18 protein-coding genes are annotated in these 18,561 nt (G+C 62.8%); 9 read left to right on the forward strand and 9 right to left on the reverse strand.

Annotation, left to right across the window (positions count from 1 at the left end):
* Positions 1 to 160 precede the first annotated feature (160 nt).
* Positions 161 to 1,054 carry a class 1 fructose-bisphosphatase gene (locus tag ACK3R5_RS07145; protein WP_411963372.1) on the forward strand — a complete coding sequence of 298 codons (894 nt, stop codon included), beginning with the start codon at positions 161 to 163 and terminating at the stop codon, positions 1,052 to 1,054.
* Between the two features lie 11 nt (positions 1,055 to 1,065).
* On the opposite strand, the gene ACK3R5_RS07150 is transcribed toward ACK3R5_RS07145, so the two are convergent.
* Entirely contained in the window at positions 1,066 to 1,494 is a 429-nt protein-coding gene (locus ACK3R5_RS07150) for a hypothetical protein (RefSeq protein ID WP_411968507.1), read from the reverse strand.
* A gap of 27 nt (positions 1,495 to 1,521) precedes the next feature.
* Here ACK3R5_RS07150 and ACK3R5_RS07155 point away from each other — a divergent pair, with 27 nt between their 5' ends.
* Both ACK3R5_RS07155 and ACK3R5_RS07160 read left to right on the forward strand, forming a co-directional pair.
* Positions 1,522 to 3,267 (forward strand): acyl-CoA carboxylase subunit beta, encoded by a 1,746-nt coding sequence (locus ACK3R5_RS07155; RefSeq protein WP_411968508.1) that lies wholly within the window; start codon positions 1,522 to 1,524, stop codon positions 3,265 to 3,267.
* A gap of 109 nt (positions 3,268 to 3,376) precedes the next feature.
* Positions 3,377 to 3,736, forward strand: a complete 360-nt coding sequence (locus ACK3R5_RS07160) for a DUF5658 family protein (protein WP_411963375.1) — start codon at positions 3,377 to 3,379, stop codon at positions 3,734 to 3,736.
* Here ACK3R5_RS07160 and ACK3R5_RS07165 read toward each other — a convergent pair.
* The gene (locus ACK3R5_RS07165; RefSeq protein ID WP_411968509.1) at positions 3,720 to 4,154 is read right to left on the reverse strand and encodes a DoxX family membrane protein; all 435 of its coding nucleotides are present in this window, start codon (positions 4,152 to 4,154) and stop codon (positions 3,720 to 3,722) included. The genes ACK3R5_RS07160 and ACK3R5_RS07165 overlap by 17 nt on opposite strands.
* Before the next feature lie 99 nt (positions 4,155 to 4,253).
* Complete coding sequence (locus ACK3R5_RS07170; protein WP_411968510.1) at positions 4,254 to 4,715, reverse strand: MaoC family dehydratase; 462 nt, start codon at positions 4,713 to 4,715, stop codon at positions 4,254 to 4,256.
* Between the two features lie 222 nt (positions 4,716 to 4,937).
* On the opposite strand from ACK3R5_RS07170, the gene gdhB reads away from it, so the two are divergent.
* From gdhB to ACK3R5_RS07200, 6 genes are all read left to right on the forward strand, one after another.
* Positions 4,938 to 6,224 carry a glutamate dehydrogenase GdhB gene (gene gdhB / locus ACK3R5_RS07175; protein ID WP_411968511.1) on the forward strand — a complete coding sequence of 429 codons (1,287 nt, stop codon included), beginning with the start codon at positions 4,938 to 4,940 and terminating at the stop codon, positions 6,222 to 6,224.
* A 117-nt stretch (positions 6,225 to 6,341) separates the two neighbouring features.
* Positions 6,342 to 7,181 carry an HpcH/HpaI aldolase/citrate lyase family protein gene (locus tag ACK3R5_RS07180; protein WP_411968512.1) on the forward strand — a complete coding sequence of 280 codons (840 nt, stop codon included), beginning with the start codon at positions 6,342 to 6,344 and terminating at the stop codon, positions 7,179 to 7,181.
* A gap of 144 nt (positions 7,182 to 7,325) precedes the next feature.
* Positions 7,326 to 8,579 (forward strand): Glu/Leu/Phe/Val family dehydrogenase, encoded by a 1,254-nt coding sequence (locus ACK3R5_RS07185; protein WP_411968513.1) that lies wholly within the window; start codon positions 7,326 to 7,328, stop codon positions 8,577 to 8,579.
* A gap of 150 nt (positions 8,580 to 8,729) precedes the next feature.
* Positions 8,730 to 9,644: an aspartate carbamoyltransferase gene (gene pyrB / locus ACK3R5_RS07190; RefSeq protein WP_411968514.1), complete on the forward strand. Its 915-nt coding sequence runs from the start codon at positions 8,730 to 8,732 to the stop codon at positions 9,642 to 9,644.
* Positions 9,641 to 10,108 carry an aspartate carbamoyltransferase regulatory subunit gene (pyrI, locus tag ACK3R5_RS07195; RefSeq protein WP_411963382.1) on the forward strand — a complete coding sequence of 156 codons (468 nt, stop codon included), beginning with the start codon at positions 9,641 to 9,643 and terminating at the stop codon, positions 10,106 to 10,108. The genes pyrB and pyrI overlap by 4 nt, the downstream gene beginning before the upstream one ends.
* A gap of 330 nt (positions 10,109 to 10,438) precedes the next feature.
* Entirely contained in the window at positions 10,439 to 11,314 is an 876-nt protein-coding gene (locus ACK3R5_RS07200; protein WP_411968515.1) for a hypothetical protein, read from the forward strand.
* Positions 11,315 to 11,513: 199 nt separating this feature from the next.
* Here the strand turns inward: ACK3R5_RS07200 and ACK3R5_RS07205 are convergent, their stop codons facing one another.
* The 6 genes from ACK3R5_RS07205 to ACK3R5_RS07230 all read right to left on the reverse strand — a co-directional run bounded on the left by ACK3R5_RS07205 (position 11,514) and on the right by ACK3R5_RS07230 (position 18,535).
* Positions 11,514 to 12,272 (reverse strand): SDR family oxidoreductase, encoded by a 759-nt coding sequence (locus tag ACK3R5_RS07205; RefSeq protein WP_411968516.1) that lies wholly within the window; start codon positions 12,270 to 12,272, stop codon positions 11,514 to 11,516.
* Positions 12,273 to 12,404: 132 nt separating this feature from the next.
* Positions 12,405 to 13,121 carry a ThuA domain-containing protein gene (locus ACK3R5_RS07210; protein WP_411968517.1) on the reverse strand — a complete coding sequence of 239 codons (717 nt, stop codon included), beginning with the start codon at positions 13,119 to 13,121 and terminating at the stop codon, positions 12,405 to 12,407.
* A gap of 79 nt (positions 13,122 to 13,200) precedes the next feature.
* Positions 13,201 to 14,004: an enoyl-CoA hydratase/isomerase family protein gene (locus ACK3R5_RS07215; RefSeq protein WP_411963386.1), complete on the reverse strand. Its 804-nt coding sequence runs from the start codon at positions 14,002 to 14,004 to the stop codon at positions 13,201 to 13,203.
* 93 nt (positions 14,005 to 14,097) lie between these two features.
* Positions 14,098 to 15,120, reverse strand: a complete 1,023-nt coding sequence (locus ACK3R5_RS07220) for a mandelate racemase/muconate lactonizing enzyme family protein (RefSeq protein WP_411968518.1) — start codon at positions 15,118 to 15,120, stop codon at positions 14,098 to 14,100.
* Positions 15,120 to 16,019: a 1,4-dihydroxy-2-naphthoate polyprenyltransferase gene (locus ACK3R5_RS07225; protein ID WP_411968645.1), complete on the reverse strand. Its 900-nt coding sequence runs from the start codon at positions 16,017 to 16,019 to the stop codon at positions 15,120 to 15,122. Before ACK3R5_RS07225 ends, ACK3R5_RS07220 begins: the two co-directional genes overlap by 1 nt.
* A gap of 329 nt (positions 16,020 to 16,348) precedes the next feature.
* Positions 16,349 to 18,535: a heavy metal translocating P-type ATPase gene (locus ACK3R5_RS07230; RefSeq protein ID WP_411968519.1), complete on the reverse strand. Its 2,187-nt coding sequence runs from the start codon at positions 18,533 to 18,535 to the stop codon at positions 16,349 to 16,351.
* Between the last annotated feature and the right edge of the window lie 26 nt (positions 18,536 to 18,561).

An 18,561-nucleotide genomic window follows, 5' to 3' on the forward strand; every position in this document is an offset into this window, starting at 1 on the left:
TTTATATATCTGGTTACACCATTTTGAACCACATCATGCCCGGTGCCGACACGTCCATCGCCCGTTCACAGGTGGTCCCCACGTTCCCGATAGCCTCCCGGTCACGACCCACCAGAACCACAGCGCGTTCGTCTCGTCTGTCTTCCGAGAGGTGTCTGTGATGGCGACGAAAGACGTCAACACCGCAGACTCCGCCCGCGACACGCAGACCATCGACGAGGTGGTGGACGTCATCGCAACCACGTCCCCCGAGATTCGGACGGGGCTTCCCGGCCGTCGTGTCGCCTCGGAAGCGCAGAATCCCAGTGGAGAGACACAGATGGCCGCCGACGTCTTCGCCGACGACTTGCTCTGTGAGCGACTCGGTGGCCTCGACGGTGTCGGTGAGTACGCGAGCGAAGAGCGACCCGAGACGATAGACGTCGGCAACGGAACGCTTTCGGTCGCCGTCGACCCACTCGACGGTTCGTCGAACCTCAAACCGAACAACACGATGGGGACGATTTTCGCCGTCTACGACGCGCCGCTTCCGGCACACGGCCGCGACATCGTCGCTGCCGGCTACGTGCTCTACGGCCCCGTCATGACGATGATTATCGCCCGTGGCGGCACCGTCGACGAGTACGTCATCCACGACGACGCGAGCTACGAACTCGTCCGCGAAGACATCTCCCTGCCCGAAGACGGTAGCGTCTACGGGTTCGGTGGTCGCGTCCCCAACTGGCCGGACGACTTCGAAGCCTTCGCCCGCGACGTCGAACAGGACGCCTCTCGCAAACTCCGCTACGGCGGGTCCATGATTGGCGACGTGAACCAGATTCTCACCTACGGCGGCATCTTCAGCTATCCCGCCCTCGAAGGGGCACCAGAAGGCAAACTCCGTGTCCAGTTCGAAGGCTATCCCATCGGCTACGTCCTCGAAACCGCGGGGGGCGCGTCCTCGGACGGGACGAAGTCCCTTCTCGACGTCGACAAACCGGACCTCCACGCACGCACCCCACTCCACATCGGTAACACCGAACTCGTCGCGAAACTCGAAGCGGCACTGGACTGACTCACTCTCACCTACCGACCGAGTTTGTTTTCGACGGCCCCAACGAGTCTCGTAGCCGTCGGCTTTGCCGCAGTTGCGAGGTGCTGCGCGGCGACGTAGTGAGCGTACGCCTGTGTCGCAAACTCGGTTGCTCGGACTCCGTTTCTCCGCGCTTCGTTGGTGACGTTCTCTAGGTCACAGTCACCGCGTACCGCCTCGAACCGGGCGTCCCGAATGCACGTTTGCTCGATTGGACCACCGACGTTCGAACGCGCTTGCTGGAGTGCGTCGAGAGTCGCACGCCGAGACGAGACGAGCGCCTCGTTCGACTCCGGAACAGACAGCGATTCGCTATCGAGTGCCTCCCGGGCGGTGAGTCGGTGGAGGGGACACGACAGGAGCGTTTCGTCGCTGACACATGCCTGTTTCGGACAGGTGGCAAATCGTGCATGGAAAACCATTTTGAATGCGCTGTCGCATCCCAAGGTATGAAGGTCAGAATCGGTGACGGCGCGACTGGCGAAGAGGCCGAAGCCATCGCGAGTGCACTCGCACGACATCTCGCAACCGACGTCGACGTGTTCGTCGGCGATGGCGAGGAAGCCGTCGCGAACGCCGAACCACCTGCGGACACCTTCCCGCTCGACGACGATATGGGCCCGACGGAGCGCGAGGAGAAACTCCGCGAGGAGATTGCCGACATCCTCGGTGGCGGCCCGCAGAAGTACAAAGACCGACTCCCCGAGTCGGGCAAGTTGTTCGTTCGTGACCGTCTCGACCTGTGGTTCCCCAAGGGGTTGAAGTTCGAAGACGGCAAGTTCGCCAACTTCGACTCGTGGCACGAGAACTCGCCCGAAGTCGACGACGCAGACCCGAATACGCGACTCCCCGGTGATGGCCTCCTCACCGGTGCTGCGGCGTTCGAGGGCCGTGACCTCCACTTCATGGCGAACGATTTCACGGTGAAAGCGGGGTCGATGGCCCGCCGCGGCGTCGAGAAGTTCCTCCGAATGCAGCAGCGCGCACTCAAGACCGGGAAACCGGTGTTGTATCTGATGGACTCCTCAGGCGGGCGAATCGACCAGCAGTCCGGTTTCTTCGCCAACCGCGAAGGTATCGGGAAGTACTACTACAACCACTCGATGCTCTCGGGCTACGTCCCGCAAATCTGTGTGCTCTACGGGCCGTGTATCGCCGGTGCGGCGTACACACCGGTCTTCGCCGACTTCACCATCATGGTCGAAGGCATGTCCGCGATGGCAATCGCCTCGCCGCGGATGGTGAAGATGGTCACCGGCGAGGAGATATCGATGCAGGACCTCGGCGGGGCACAGATGCACGCACAGGAGTCCGGAAGCGCCGACCTCGTCGCCCGCGACGAAGCACACGCCCGCGAACTCGTCGCCCAACTCATCACGTACCTCCCCGACAAAGCGGGCGAGAAACCACCCCGGTCGGAACCGAAGCCACCGCGGTTTTCACCCGACGGCATCGACGAACTCATCCCGGAGTCACCGAACCGCCCCTACGACGTTCACGACCTGATAGAGCGCATCGTCGACGCCGAATCCGTCTTCGAACTCAAGCCCGACTATGGGAAGGAAATCGTCACCGCGTTCGCCAAAATCGACGGCCGACCGGTCGGCATCGTCGCCAACCAACCCACAGAACGCTCGGGTGCTATCTTCCCCGACGCCGCAGAGAAGGCCGCCGAGTTCATCTGGACCTGCGACGCCTACGAGATTCCGCTGCTCTACCTCTGTGACACGCCGGGGTTCATGGCCGGGTCGCAAGTCGAGAAAGACGCTATCTTGGAGAAAGGTAAGAAGTTCATCTACGCCACGTCGTCCGCGACGGTTCCCAAGCAGACGGTCATCGTGCGCAAGGCCTACGGCGCAGGCATCTACGCGATGGGTGGCCCCGCGTACGATCCCGACAGCGTCATCGCACTCCCGTCGGGCGAAATCGGTATCATGGGACCGGAGGCCGCTATCAACGCCGTCTACGCGAACAAACTCGGCGCTATCGACGACCCGGAGGAACGAAAGCAACGTGAAGACGAACTCCGCGAGGAGTACCGCGAGGATATCGACGTCCACCGGATGGCGAGTGAAGTCGTCATCGACGACATCGTCCCGCCGTCGAACCTCCGCGACGAACTCGTGAACCGCTTCGAGTTCTACGCGTCCGTCGAAAAGTCGCTGCCGGACAAGAAACACGGCACGATTCTCTAGGTTAACCTTCTGTTTTTCTGGCGGATATATTCACGATAATTGGAGTATGCAGTCGATACTGAGGATGGTAGCCACCCAAGAACACCTGTCGCATGCCGATGCGCCGATAATGAGCCACGGGTCCCCGCCGGTCGAAGCCCGGCAATCACTCCTCTCGCACGTCGTCAGTGACGACAACGTGCTGTGGGTGGTGACGATGCTCGCGTTGGTGCTCGACGTACTGACGACGCTCTACGGCCTCGGCCGAGGGTTGGCCGAACTGAACCCCGTCGTCCTCGCACTCATCCCGAGTTTCGGCCCCGTGGGTGCCCTCTTGTTTCTGAAGTCAGTCGTCCTCGCTGTCGCACTCGTCGCGTGGGTCGTCCTCCCGAACAAGTATCGCGCGGCGATTCCAATCGGTGTCGCCGTCCCGTGGGGTGTCGCAGGCCTCATGAATACGCAACTCATCCTCATCACGATGTTCGGGTAGCCCGGCGAACTGCGTCGGCGAAGACGGCCCAGGCGAGTCCCGCGAGTCCGACGTCGCGAGCGAGAACGTCACCGAACGCGCCACCTTCGACGACGAAGACCACGGCGAGATACAGGACTGTCGCCGTGAGCGAGACGGCGGCGACAGCGCTCGCGACGGTAGTGTACCTGTCTGCGAGGATGGCCGCCCCGAACCCGATTTCGAGGACGCCGTTGACGAGCATGAACGTGACAGGGGTGACGACGAGCAGTGGCGCAAGCCACGAGACGACGTAGACAGTCCACGCCACCGGGTCGATGAGTTTGTGGACGCCAGCGGTGAATACCATCAAGCCGAGACTCACTCGCGCAATCGTGAGCGGTGGCGGCGCACGCTCGGCGGCCAGTGAGAGACGTTCGAGGAGGCCATCGAAGTCCATGTCCTCCCTAGCGACGGAACACAGAAAGACCTGCGGAGAACGGTGTAGACCTGCCGAGAGAGGCGTAGAACTGCGGAGAGACCAGTCGAACGCGACGACTCACGCCGACTCGACGTTCGCTTTCTTCAGCGAGAGCGCAGTGCGTTCGAACTCACAGACTAAGTCGTCGTGCTGATTGAACACCTCGACGTTCATCGTCACGATGCCGCGTTCGCCGTCCGACGTCTCGCGCTTGTCGAGTACCGTCGTTTGCGCCCGGAGCGTGTCGCCGTGGAACACCGGATTCGGGTGGGAGACGTCGTCGTAACTCAGGTTGGCGACGATGGTTCCGTCGGTGGTGTCCGGAACGGAGAGTCCCACTGCGAGACTCATCGTGTAGAGACCGTTGACCAACCGCTCGCCGAACTGGGTGTCGGCGGCGAACTCCGCGTCGAGGTGGAGCGGTTGCTGGTTCATCGTCATGTCGCAGAACTGCTGGTTGTCTGACTCCGAGACGGTACGGCGCTTCTCGTGTTCGATGGTCTGGCCCACGTCGAACTCTTCGTAGTAGAGACCGGTCATATCCGAGGATGTGCACAACCATGATAAAAACCGTGCCGGTCGGCGGTCGGTTACGCGGTGTGACAACTATTGCCCCGAGCGAAAGCGGATAACAACCGTTATAATTGTCCCACGAAGAGAGTCGCGAAAGCGCCCACTGGCCGTCGAAAATCGACGGGCGGTGGCCGCGTGCGATACAACCGGGTCGCCGGCACCGCCGGTGAGACGCCGGACGAATGCACTATGGCATCCGCAGCATCATCCACCGCGAAAGACGACGAACCGACAGAAGAGACAGCACTCGAGACGGCGCGACGGCAACTCACGCGCGCCGCCGCGCACCTGGACGTCGACCCCGGCGTCATCGAGCGTCTGAACCACCCGAATCAGGTCCACCGCGTGTCGGTCCCACTGGAACGTGACGACGGGACCACCGAGGTGTACACTGGCTACCGCGCCCAACACGACAGCGTTCGCGGACCCTACAAGGGCGGCCTTCGGTTCCACCCCGACGTCACCGAAGACGAGTGTATCGGCCTCTCCATGTGGATGACGTGGAAGTGCGCCGTGATGGACCTCCCGTTCGGTGGCGGCAAGGGCGGTATCGTCGTCAACCCGAAGGACCTCTCGGTGGACGAAAAAGAACGCCTCACCCGTCGATTCGCGGAAGAACTCCGCCCCTTTATCGGCCCCACCAAGGATATCCCGGCCCCGGACATGGGAACCGACGCCCAGACGATGGCGTGGTTCATGGACGCCTACTCGATGCAGGAAGGCGAGACACAGGCCGGCGTCGTCACCGGCAAACCGCCCGTCGTCGGCGGAAGCAAGGGCCGTGACACGGCCCCTGGCCGCTCGGTTGCCATCATCGCACGCGAAGCTATCGACTACCTCGGGTGGGACATCGAAGAGACCACCGTCGCGGTTCAGGGCTTCGGGTCCGTCGGCGCGCCCGCCGCACGCCTCCTCGACGACTCCGGTGCGACAGTCGTCGCCGTCTCCGACGTGAACGGTGCCATCTACGACCCCGAGGGCCTCGACACGCACGACGTGCCGACCCACGAGGAAGAACCGGAAGCGGTGATGAAGTACGACGCACCGCAGAAGATTTCGAACGAGGAACTCCTCGAACTCGACGTCGACGTGCTCATCCCGGCGGCCATCGGTAACGTGCTGACCGCCGAGAACGCCGAGGACGTGCAGGCAGAACTCATCGTCGAAGGTGCGAACGGTCCGACGACCACCGCGGCGACAGAACTCTTCGAAGAACGCGGGATTCAGGTCGTCCCGGACATCCTCGCCAACGCCGGCGGCGTCACCGTCTCGTACTTCGAGTGGTTGCAGGACCTCAACCACCGTTCGTGGTCGCTCGAACGCGTCCACGACGAATTGGAGACAGAGATGCTCCGTGCGTGGGAGGCAGTCCGCGAACAGGTCGAAACCTACGACGTGACGTGGCGTGACGCCGCGTACATGGTCGCACTCGAACGCGTCGCCGCCGCCCACGAACACCGCGGACTCTGGCCCTAACTGCGAGACGACTCGTCCGTCTCTGCCCCCAACTGCGAGACGGCCCGTCCGTCTCTGCCCCCTTCCTGCCGACTGTCACTAGATTCATCACGCCTCCACACCACCTCACACCCACCTATGCCACGACGGAGCGTCCTGTTTTCACCCGGCGATAGACCCTCGTTGATGCGAAAAGCCCCCGGAGCAGGTGCCGACGTGCTCGTCTTCGACTTGGAAGACGCCGTGGCCCCGGAACGGAAGACAGAGGCACGGGACGCCGTCGTCGACGTGCTCTCAGACCCGGAGTTCGACCCCGAGGCTGAAGTCGCGGTTCGCGTGAATCCCGGTGACGCCGGCATCGACGACGTGGCGACGGTCTGTGCCGACCACCCGCCCGACGCACTCGTCGTCCCCAAAGCGACGAGCGCCGCCGAGGTGACCCGCGTCGCAGACGCCGCTCGCGAGGCGGGGGCCGACTGTCCAGTCATCGCGATTATCGAGAGTGCCGCCGGCGTACTCGCCGCACCCGGCGTCGCTTCTGCGGACGACACCTCCGCGCTCGTCTTCGGTGCGGAGGATTTCGCCGCCGACGTCGGGGCGACGCGAACCGACGAGGGGACAGAGGTACTCTACGCCCGCGAGCGAGTCGTCGTCGCCGCGTCTGCCGCCGGTATCGACGCCATCGACACGCTCCACGTGGACTATCAGGACGACGACGGACTCCGCGAGGACGCCAAATTCAGCCGACAACTCGGGTACGACGGCAAACTCGCCATCCACCCCGCACAGGTTCCCATCATCAACGAGGCGTTCTCGCCGGACCCGGACGACGTGACGTGGGCGAAGAAAGTGCTCCGTGCAAGAGACGAGGCGGACGCCGACGGACGCGGCGTCTTCGGCGTCGACGGCGAGATGATAGACGCACCCCTCGTCAAACAGGCAGAGAACATCCTCGACAGAGCGGGCGAGACGTACTAATTTTAACATTGGCCGCTCGATTCAGAGAAATCAATCACTATCGACCCATATATTGAAACCTATTACCAAGGGGTATGCATACCATCATTATAATATGGTAAAAATTCCGCTACGCTTAAACGGATGCCCCGTTGGTATTAATACATGGCACAAGAGGCGAATCCATTCGAGAGCTTACAGGAGCAAATCGACGACGCGGCAGCGTACCTCGACGTGCGAGACGACGTCATCGAGCGTCTGAAGAATCCCGAGCGTGTCCTCGAAACGAATCTGTCCGTCGAGATGGACGACGGCAGTATCGAACTCTTCCGGGCGTACCGTTCTCAGTTCAACGGTGACCGAGGACCGTACAAAGGCGGTATCCGGTACCACCCGGGCGTCACACGCGACGAAGTGAAGGCGCTCTCGGGGTGGATGGTCTACAAGTGCGCCGTCGTCGACATCCCCTACGGCGGTGGCAAAGGTGGCATCGTCATCGAGCCGAAGGACTACAGCGAAGGCGAACTCGAACGCGTCTCCCGGTCGTTCGCCAAGGAACTCCGCCCCTTCATCGGTGTCGACCGTGACATCCCCGCACCGGACGTGAACACCGGCCAGCGCGAGATGAACTGGATCAAGGACACCTACGAGACACTCGAAAACACCACCGCACCCGGCGTCATCACGGGCAAGGCGCTGGACAACGGTGGCAGTGAAGGCCGCGTCGAAGCGACCGGTCGCTCGACGATGCTCACCGCTCGTGAGGCGTTCAAGTACCTCGACCGAGATATCGAGGGCGCGACTGTCGCCGTGCAGGGCTACGGGAACGCCGGATGGATTGCCGCCAAACTCATCGAGGACCTCGGCGCGAACATCGTCGCCGTCTCCGACTCGTCCGGTGGCATCTACGACCCCGACGGACTCGACGCCCGCGCCGTCAAGGACTTCAAGAACGAGACTGGGTCCGTCTCGGGATACGAGGGCACCGAGTCCCTGACGAACGACGAACTGCTCACCCTCGACGTGGACCTCCTCGTCCCCGCGGCACTCGAAAACGCTATCGACGGCGACCTGGCGAAGGACGTGCAGGCCGACATCATCGCAGAAGCAGCGAACGGCCCGCTTACGCCCCGTGCCGACGACGTGCTCACCGAGCGTGGTGTCCACGTCTTCCCCGACATCCTCGCCAACGCCGGTGGCGTCACCGTCTCGTACTTCGAGTGGGTCCAGAACCGCCAGCGCTTCTACTGGACCGAAGAGCGCGTCAACGACGAACTCGAACGCGTCATCGTCGACGCCTTCGAAAACCTCGTCGACGCCTACGAGAAACACGACCTGCCGAACTTCCGTACTGCCGCGTACGTCGTCGCCATCCAGCGTGTCGTCGACTCCTACGCGCAGAGCGGTAACTGGCCATAGACCCGGTCAGAAATCGCCTGCCACCCGTTCGCGAAACGGGTCTGCCCCCATTTTTCGCTCCTGTTTGGCATAGTTGTACACAGGAGTGTATATCACACACGCCGACCGATGCCGGGAGATTCAAGTCGGTGTAGGTCTCTCACTTCATCGATGCGTCAGGACCACCTCATCTCCGCGACAGACCTCTCGCGGGAGGACATCGAGGCGGTGCTCGACCGCGCGGCTGAAATCGACGCGAATCCGGCGGCATTCCGGCAGCTACACGCCGGGAAGGTTCTCGGCCTCTGTTTCTTCGAGCCGAGTACGCGAACACGGATGAGCTTCGACACCGCGATGAAACGCCTCGGCGGCCAGACGGTCGATATGGGACCGGTCGAGTCGTCGTCGGTCAAGAAAGGCGAGACGCTCGCCGACACGGTGCGCGTGGTCGAAGGCTACGCGGATGGCCTCGTCCTCCGGCACCCGAGTGAAGGTGCTGCACAGATGGCCTCCGAGTACGTCGACGTCCCGCTCGTCAACGCGGGCGACGGCGCGGGCCAGCACCCGAGTCAGACCCTCCTCGACCTCTACACCATCCGGGAGAACGCAGGCCTCGACGACCTCACCATCGGTATCATGGGCGACCTGAAGTACGGTCGAACCGTCCACTCGCTGGCCGAAGCGCTCACCAACTTCGACGCACGCCAGCACTTCATCAGCCCCGAGAGCCTCCGTCTCCCACGAAACGTCCGTTACGACCTCCACGCCTCTGGGTCACAGGTGAAAGAACACACCGGCCTCGACGACATCCTCCCGAAACTCGACGTGCTCTACGTGACGCGCATCCAGCGCGAGCGCTTCCCCGACGAGAACGAGTATCGGAAGGTTGCCGGTGAGTACCAAATCGACACCGAGACGCTCGAAGCGGCCTCGGACGACCTCACCATCATGCACCCGCTCCCGCGCGTGGACGAAATCTCGCCCGACATCGACGAGACGGACCACGCGAAGTACTTCGAACAGGCACACAACGGCGTTCCGGTCCGAATGGCGCTGTTGGACCTCCTCCTCTCCCAAGACCGATGACAGAGAACCACGAACTCCGCGTCTCGAAGATTCAGAACGGCACCGTCATCGACCACGTCGCCGGCGGGCAGGCACTCAACGTCCTCGCCATCCTCGGCATCGACGGAACGAGAGGAGAGACAGTCTCCGTCGGGATGAACGTCCCCTCGGACCGTCTCGGCCGGAAAGACATCGTCAAGGTCGAAGGACGCGAACTGAGCCAATCCGAAGTGGACGTCCTCTCGCTCATCGCGCCGGCGGCGAGCATCAACATCGTCCGCGACTACGAAGTCGTCGAAAAGAGCCGTGTCGTCCGCCCGGACTCCGTCTCCGGTATCATCTCGTGTCCGAACACGAACTGCATCACCAACGCCGACGAACCGATAGAGGCCCGCTTTACCGTCCTCTCCGACGGTGTTCGCTGTGATTACTGCGACACCATCGTCCGTGAAGACGAAGTTGCGTCCAACCTGAACGTCAGCTGAGACCGTTCGAGACCCGACTTCACCGCGCCAGTCTCGGTGACAAATTTTCAGTGGTGCAACAGTTCATGTCGTAATCACTTTGTGCGCTGCAATCGTAGTCGCATGTATGTCCAAGAAAGCGAAACTCGTACTCGTTCTGGCAGTCGTCGCACTCCTCTACACCGTCCTCTCCGGTGACGGGGAGTCCGTCGAAGTCGAAATCGAAGAATAACCGCCGTCGTCGCCCGGTTCCCGACTCTTTGCGTCGCGCACCACGCTGTCGAGCGACGACTCCCGCCGACCAGCGACGGGAACGAACGACTTACCCGACGGCCACTCGAACGGAGAGGCATGTACGGGGTCGTCACGCGCAACGAAGACGAAATCGACTGGCCCGAGTTCGACCGCGGGTTCTACGAGGTCAAAGACGTCACCGGTCGGGCGGCCGAACCGCTCTCGAACGCCGTCAACATGATATCGTGCTTCGGGGACAACGCCGCCGCGAACGAGAATCCAGAACTCGTCCCCGTCGACGACGAAGGCAACCTCGCCACCCGCGACCGGACCTACTTCGACTGGGCGTACATCTGCCCGACCAACGAGAAGTACCGGTCGGGACTCCTCGAAATCGTCGAAGACGCCGCCGCCGCGAACGGTGACGTCCGACTCGACGACGTTGGGTTCCCCCGCGACGAGTACTGCCACTGTGACCGCTGTACGCGACTGTTCGACGAGTGGGCGGCCGAACACGACAGAGACACCGCCGACGACGACGCGTGGTTCGAGTGGCGTGCCGAGGTCATCACCGACTTCGTCGCCGACGCCGCAGACCGGATTCCCGGCCGCCTCTATCTCACGCTCTATCCCGACCCCTACCCGGGACACCTCTACCGACGTGCCGGCCTCGACATCGAGGCGCTCTCAGCGCACGTCGACGAGTTCGTCGTCCCGCTCTACGACCTCGACTACGGGACGACCTACTGGCTCGAAACCATTGCGAGAGGGTTCGTCTCACTGCTCGACCCGTACGACGTTGACCTCTCGATAGAACTGTACGCCGTCGACGTCGACGTCGACGACCTCATCCACGCTCTCGAAGTCGCCGACGAGTACGCCAACGACGTGCTGTTCGGCTATGACGCGAGCAACGCCGCCGCGACACTCCGTCGGATGACCGCGGACGGACGGGACGGGAAGACCTTCCGACCGGAAGACGCGACGCGCTGAGACGGCGCTCGTTCGTCAAATCGCGCCGGAGAGGTAGCCAATGACGACGATACCGAGGAGGAAGATGAGCGTCGCAACCGCGAACAAGGCGAACATGAGTCGCCGTTGTCCACCTGTCGATTGTGCCATGTGAACACCTCAGTCCTGAGGCTACTTATGAGAGTCGGCGGAAAAAACGCGGATTTGGCGGTGCGTCGGCCTACGGCACGACGTACCCACCGTCGACGACCATCGGGTGGCCGGTGACGAACGACGCATCGTCCGAACAGAGGTAGACGACGGCGCTCGCAATCTCTTCGGGTCTTCCGAGGCGGCCGATGGGTTCGTCTTTTAGTAGCGCTTCTTTGGCTTCCTCGTTACCGGCGGTAAATCGCTCTATCATCGGCGTCTCTATCACGCCCGGGAGGACGGCGTTGACTCGAATGTTCTCGGTTGCGACTTCCAGTGCCGCAGAGCGAGTGAGGCCGACGACGCCGTGTTTCGCCGCGTAGTAGTGCGAGAGGTTCGCCCCGCCGGTCATGGCGGCGACGGACGCCGTGTTGACGATAGCACCACCACCTCGTTCGAGGAGGCGCGGAATCTCGTACTTCAGACTGAGGAAGACGCCAGTGAGGTTGATGTCGATGACTCGCTGGAAGTCTTCGAGGTCCATCTCCGCGATGGACCCGACTTTCCCTTCGATGCCTGCGTTGTTGTGTGCGAAGTCGAGGCCACCGAACTCGTTTACCGTCTCGTCGACGAGTCGTGCCACGTCCGCCTCTTTCGAGACGTCCGCTTCGATGAATATCGCCTCACCACCGTCGTTCTCTATCTCGCGGACGACCTGTTGGCCGGCGTCCACCTGTACGTCCGACAGTGCGACTTTCGCCCCCTCCTCGGCGAACCGGAGTGCAGTCGACCGTCCGATACCCGATGCACCGCCCGTGACGAGGGCGACTTTTCCGTCGATTCCTTTCATAGTATCACCACGACACGACGTTCAAATCCGAACTGCAGTGCCGTCTATGACAATAGGTCACATGGCGGGATAATCGCTTTTCAGGCGGCCCAGACGGTCAGCAAAAGCAACCGAAGACGGTCCCCGGCGCAGTCAGTCGAGTTCTTCCCGTGGGTCGGCGTTGCCGAAGTACGGGGTCGGTCCGTCGCCGGGGGCGGCCCACTCGACGGCGTTGTCGATGACGGTCTGTACTTCGGGTTGTTCGTAGATGGGATACGTCTCGTGACCCGGTCTGAAGTAGAAGATTCGACCACTGCCGCGCGTGTAACAGCAACCGCTTCTGAACACTTCGCCGCCTTCGAACCACGAGAGGAAGACGAGTTCGTCGGGTGCGGGAACGTCGAATCGCTCGCCGTACATCTCGGCCCGTGGTATCTCGAACGATTCGGGGAGGCCGTCGGCGATGGGATGGCCGGGTTCGACGGTCCAGACGCGCTCTTTCTCGCCCACTTCGCGCCACTTGAGGGAACACGAGGTACCCATGAGACGCTTGAAGGGCTTGGAGTAGTGGCCCGAGTGGAGGACGAGGAGACCCATTCCACCGTGGACTGCCTCGACGACTCGCTCGACGATTGCGTCGTCGACGTCGTCGTGGGCTTTGTGCCCCCACCAGACGAGGACGTCAGTCTCTTCGAGGACGGATTCAGAGAGGCCGTGTTCGGGTTCGTCCAGCGTCGCAGTGTTCACGTCGTGGCCGCGGTCAGTGAGTGCGTCAGCGACGACAGTGTGGATACCGTCCGGGTAGACGGCAGCGACTTCTTGGCTGTCTCGCTCGTGTCGAAACTCGTTCCAGACGGTGACGGTGACCATACGGCGGAGTCACCGGGTGACGACAAGTATGCACCGACGCGGGGCAGAGACGACGCCCGTGAGGGCGTCTCGATGCGGGTTATCTCCCCTCGAACTCGGGTTCTCGCCGCTCCATGAACGACTCGACACCTTCGGTGTGGTCGTCCGTCTCGAAGATGACCGCCTGTGAGGCCGCTTCGTGTTCGATAGCCGCTTCGATAGAGTCGTCTGGACGTCGGAGGAGTCGTTTCGACGCGGTCAGGGCCTTCGTCGGCCCGCCGGCGATACGGTCGGTCAGCGAAGTGAGTTCGTCTTCGAACGCTTCCTCACTGGCGACGCGGTTCACGACGCCGAGTTCGAGTGCTCGTTCTGGGCCGAGGAGTTCGCCCGTGTAGACGAGTTCCATGGCCACGTTACGGCCGACGAGTCGGGGGAGGAGGTACGAGAGTCCAGAGTCGACTGCGAGGCCAACGCGGCGGAATCCGAACCCGATGTGCGCGTCTTCGTGCAGGAGTTGGAGGTCACAAGCGATAGCGAGTGCACCGCCGGCACCGACTGCCGCCCCGTCGATAGCCGCAATCGTCGGGAGGTCACAGTTGTAGACGCGGCGGATGCAGTCTGCGGTGTCGTGGACGACGTGGTCCACGGCGTCCGGGAGCGACAGCGCGCCCGCCTGTAACTCCATCATCGCGTTCACGTCGCCACCGGCACAGAACGCGCCGTCGTTCCCGCGGAAGACGACACACCGCGTCTCGTCGGGGAGCGACGCGAGTGCTTCTCGAACGCCGGCGGTCACCGCCATCGTGAGGGCGTTTCGGACTTCGGGAGCGTCGAGCGTCACGGTGGCGACGCCTGCTTCGATATCGAGTCGTACCGCGTCGGAGTCGAGTTCGACCTCGGCCATTTTCGACGCAGACGTGCAGAACCGTGAAAAACGTTTGGTCCGTGGAGAGTTGAACGAGTCGGAGTCAGCTGGTTTCGCAGAATAAAGGCGGTATCAGTCGAAGACTGCGGCGACGTCGATACCGATGCCCGGCGAGTCTGGAACGGTCATCGACCCGTCTCGAACTGGTGCCGGGTCGTCCGCAACGTCGGCCGCGAGGAGCGAACTGGTCGCGAGTCCGTGTGCACGGTCACCCGGCAGCGAAGCGGCGACGTGGAGTGCGCCGAGTCGAGCGACGACGGCGTCGATAGTCGTCGTCACGACGACGTCGACACCAGCGTCCCGGGCGCGTCCCGCGAGCGAACGCACCCTGTCCGGCCCGCCGAGCGCCATCGGCTTACAGACGAGTACGTCGGCGGCGTTGGAGGCGAGTACCCGTTCGGGTGAGACGCTGGCGAGCGATTCGTCCAGTGCAATCGGCGTGTCGTGAAGTCGACGGAGTGCGGCGTGTCCGTCGAGTTCGGCCGCTGGCAAGGGTTGTTCGAGATAGTCGAGTTCCAGCGACGCGGCGGCGTCGAGAAACCTGCTCGCAGTCCATCGGTCCCACGCGCCGTTCGCGTCTGCTCTGAGCGCGACGCTCGGACCGACGGCGTCACGAACCGCACGAAGACGCTCGACGTCGGCCGATGGGTCGCGAGCGCCCACTTTCAGCTTCAAGCAGTCGAATCCAGCATCGACGGCGTCTCTCGCGCTCTCGACGGTCGATTCGAGGTCCGCGTCACCGACCGTCGAATTCACCGGAAGCGTGGTGTGTGACTCGGTGGCTAGCGACGCTGCGAGCGGTCGGTTCTCACCTCGCGCGTGTGCGTCCGCCACCGCCAACGAGACAGCGTGTCTGGCAGCGGGTGTCTCGTCGAGAGTGCCGTCGCCGAGAGCGGCCACCGGGTCACTGAGAGATTCGAGCGTCTCGTGACACGCCGCCAGTGATTCGGTCCACCCCGGCAGTGGCGTCGCCTCACCGATTCCGGTCACACCGTCGACGTCCACGGCGACGAGAAACCCATCACGGTGGTCGATATCGCCCTTCGCGGTTCCGAGGGGGCGTCGTAACGCGACGGAGAACTCGCGGAGACGCATCACGCGAAGACCAGTCCGACCGAAAAGAGGACGGCGTACAGCGCGAGCAACTTCCCGGTGTCTTCTAACGCCGGGTTGAGCGCCTCCCCCTTCGTCTCAGTCACGACGGTTCGAGCGATTCGGGCCGCAATCGGCATCGAGAGCACGGGCAGGAGGACGAACCACTCGAAGTCGAACTGCGTCCAGAGGGCGACTGGGACGAGGTAGGCCAACACGAGCATGGCGACGTACTCGCCGCGGGCGAATCCGTACCCGAACCGAACGGCGAGCGTCCGTTTGCCAGTCGTCGCGTCCTCTTCTTTGTCGCGGACGTTGTTCACGACGAGGATGTTCGTCGAAATCGCCGCGATTGGGAGACTGGCCAGAACGGCGACGAGCGGAACCGTCCCCGGTGGGATGCCCATCGACAGTGGGTCTGCGAGGATGCTCGCGGCCTGCACGTAGTAAGTTCCGACGACGGCGACGAGGCCGAAGAAGACGAAGACGAACAGGTCACCGAGTCCGTGGTAACCCAGCGGGTACGGCCCACCGGTGTAGGCGATGCCCGAGGCGACGGAGAGCAGGCCGATGACGAGGATGGGGACACCGCCGACGTAGACGAGATAGGTTCCGAGGACGATGGCAGTGGCGAACGTCAGATACATCGCCCGCTTCACCGTCGCCGCCGGGATGAGTCCCCCTGCAGTGACGCGGGTGAATCCTTCTCGTGCCTCGGTGTCGGCACCCTGTACTGCGTCGTAGTAGTCGTTCGCGAAGTTGGTCCCAACCTGGATGAGGAGTGCGCCGACGAGCGCCGCGAGTGCGGGAAACGGAGCGAAGACGCCTTCGTGGACGGCGAGCGCAGTGCCGACGAAGACGGGTGCGGCGGCGGCCGGAAGCGTCTGTGGCCGCGACGCCATCACCCACGCCTGCCTGCGAGAGATGTCCTGCGTACTCATTGCGTTTTACTCAGGGACCGGGGACGGTCAAATTTTGCATTCCGTGGCCGGACGAGACGGGTCCAGAGAGGGGGAACACCCACATAACTGACAACAAGGCATTAGGTATGGCCCTCCTCGGGGAGTGCCGAATACTGGGCGCGAGCCGGTTACGCGTCCAGCAGGAGTTCGTTCAGTATGAAGAAATCACGAGCCACATCAGTGTCTGGTTGCGTGATTTGTCTATAAGTGGTCGACGAATCTTCACGTGACGGTTCGAAGCGTGACGACTGTTCTCCCTTGCTCACTGCTCACCCGCGAAAGCCCAGTAACCGGAGGCCGTTCAGTGAGACGATGACCGTCGACCCCTCGTGGCCGACCACCGCAAGTGGAAGCGGGATACCCTGGAGAAGGATGGTACCGACCATGAGTACAATCGCGCCAAAGGCGATGGCGAGATTGGTCGTGAGCGTCCGTCGGGTCTTGCGTCCGAGGCCGAGAACGTAGGGAATCTTGCTGAGGTCGTCACCCATCAGCACCACGTCTGCAGTATCGAGTGCGACGTCGGTCCCTGCGCCGCCCATCGCTATGCCGAGGGTTGCTGTGGCGAGTGCGGGGGCGTCGTTGACGCCGTCGCCGACCATCGCCACGTTCTCGTATCGCTCGACCAGTTCTTCGATGGTCGTCACTTTCTCTTCCGGCAGCAGTTCCGCCTGGACTTCGTCGATGCCGACTTCGTCGGCGATGCGTTGTGCGACGCGCTCGTTGTCGCCCGTCAGCATGACGATGTGTTCCACGCCGAGCGAGCGAAGGTCGTCGACCATCTCGGCCGCGCCAGGGCGAACGGTGTCGGTGAAGGCGAGCCATCCCGAGACGCTGACTTCGCCGTGGCTCTCGCGCGCGACGAGGACGCTCGTCTTCCCCTCCGCCTCTAACGTTTGGAGGCGGTCGAGGCCGGGTTCCAGACCGTCGATTTCCGTGTCTCCGAGAACCGTCTCGAAGTAGCTGCGGTTCCCGATGTGGGTCGTCCTGCCGTCGACATCTGCTTTGACCCCTTTCCCGGCGACCGATTGAAACCGCTCTGCGTCGACGACGTCGAGTGACCGAGTTTCGGCCGCCCTCACAGTCGCCCGAGCGAGGTGGTGCTCAGAGCGAGCCTGCACTGCGGCCGCGATGGAGAGGAGTTCGTCCTCGGTCAGTCTCTCGTCTTCGTCTGCCGTCCCGACACGGACGAGTACGTCGGTCAACTGCGTATCACCCTGGGTGAGTGTGCCAGTCTTGTCGAAGGCGACTGCATCGATGCGTGCCGCTGTCTCGACGTGTTCACCGCCTTTGAACAGCACGCCCTGTCTCCCGCCGGAAGCGATTGCCGAGAGGACTGCCGCGGGCGTCGAGATGATGACTGCACACGGCGAGGCAGCGACCATGAGCGTCATCGCTCGATAGAACGTCCCCGTAAACTCGCTTCCGAGGCTGACCGGTATTGCAATCGCTGCGATTGTGAGTGCAAACACGCCGAGGACGTACGGTTGTTCCAGACGGTCGATGAGTCGCTGTGTGGGGGCCTTCTCGCTTTGAGCGCGTTCGACCATGTAGATGAGGCGGCTAATCGCCGATTCGTGGGCCTGTCGTGTAACTTCGATTTCGAGGCTCCCGCTCTCGTTGATTGTACCACCGAACACCTCGTCGCCGGGTTCCTTCGGCACGGGGACGGACTCGCCAGTGAGAGATGCTTGGTCGACCGTTCCCTCACCGGACGTAATGACGCCGTCGAGCGGTATTTTGTCACCGGGACGGACGACAAACACGTCACCGACGGCAACGTCGTCGACAGAGACAGTGACCTCCGAACCGTCACGAAGGATTTGCGCTTCGTCCGGCCGCATCTCGACGAGCGACTTTATCGCCCGGCGTGAACGGCCGATAGCGTAGTGTTGGAGCGTATTCGACAGCGAGAACAGGAAGAGGAGCATGGCGCCTTCGAACGGGGCCCCAATCGAGAGTGCACCGAGCGCAGCGACTATCATCAACAGGTCGATATCGACCGCACGGTGGCGGAGTGTCTCGATGGCCCCTTTGAGCCCGTACCAGCCGCCGAAGACGTACGCGACGCCGTAGCCGGCCCACATGAGGAGTGGGGGTCCGTCGAGCCACCCAGTCGCCAAGCCGGTGACCATACCGAACAGCGTCAGACCGACGAACACTGCCTCCCGTCGAAGTCCCGAGCGAGAAGTCGTCTCGTCGGTGTCCCTGTCGGGGGCGTCCTGAACAGAGACGGCACGGTTGCGGACCGCTTCTCGAATCTGTTCCTCTGAGGTGAGGCTCTCGTCGTAGGTGATTCGAACGCTCCCCGTTCGGAACGAGACGTCGACGTCGTGGACGCCGGCCGTATTCCGGAGGTATCGCTCGAGTCCGCGCGCTCCCGCTTCGCCACGGCCCCCTCGTCGCTCTATCTGGACAGTACACGTCGATAGCGAGGGAGATTCAGTAACAGTCACTCGGTGACACCATACAGTGTGTGTCG

Origin of the sequence: Haloferax sp. YSSS75 (assembly GCF_046764215.1) — an archaeon.
GTDB lineage: Archaea > Halobacteriota > Halobacteria > Halobacteriales > Haloferacaceae > Haloferax.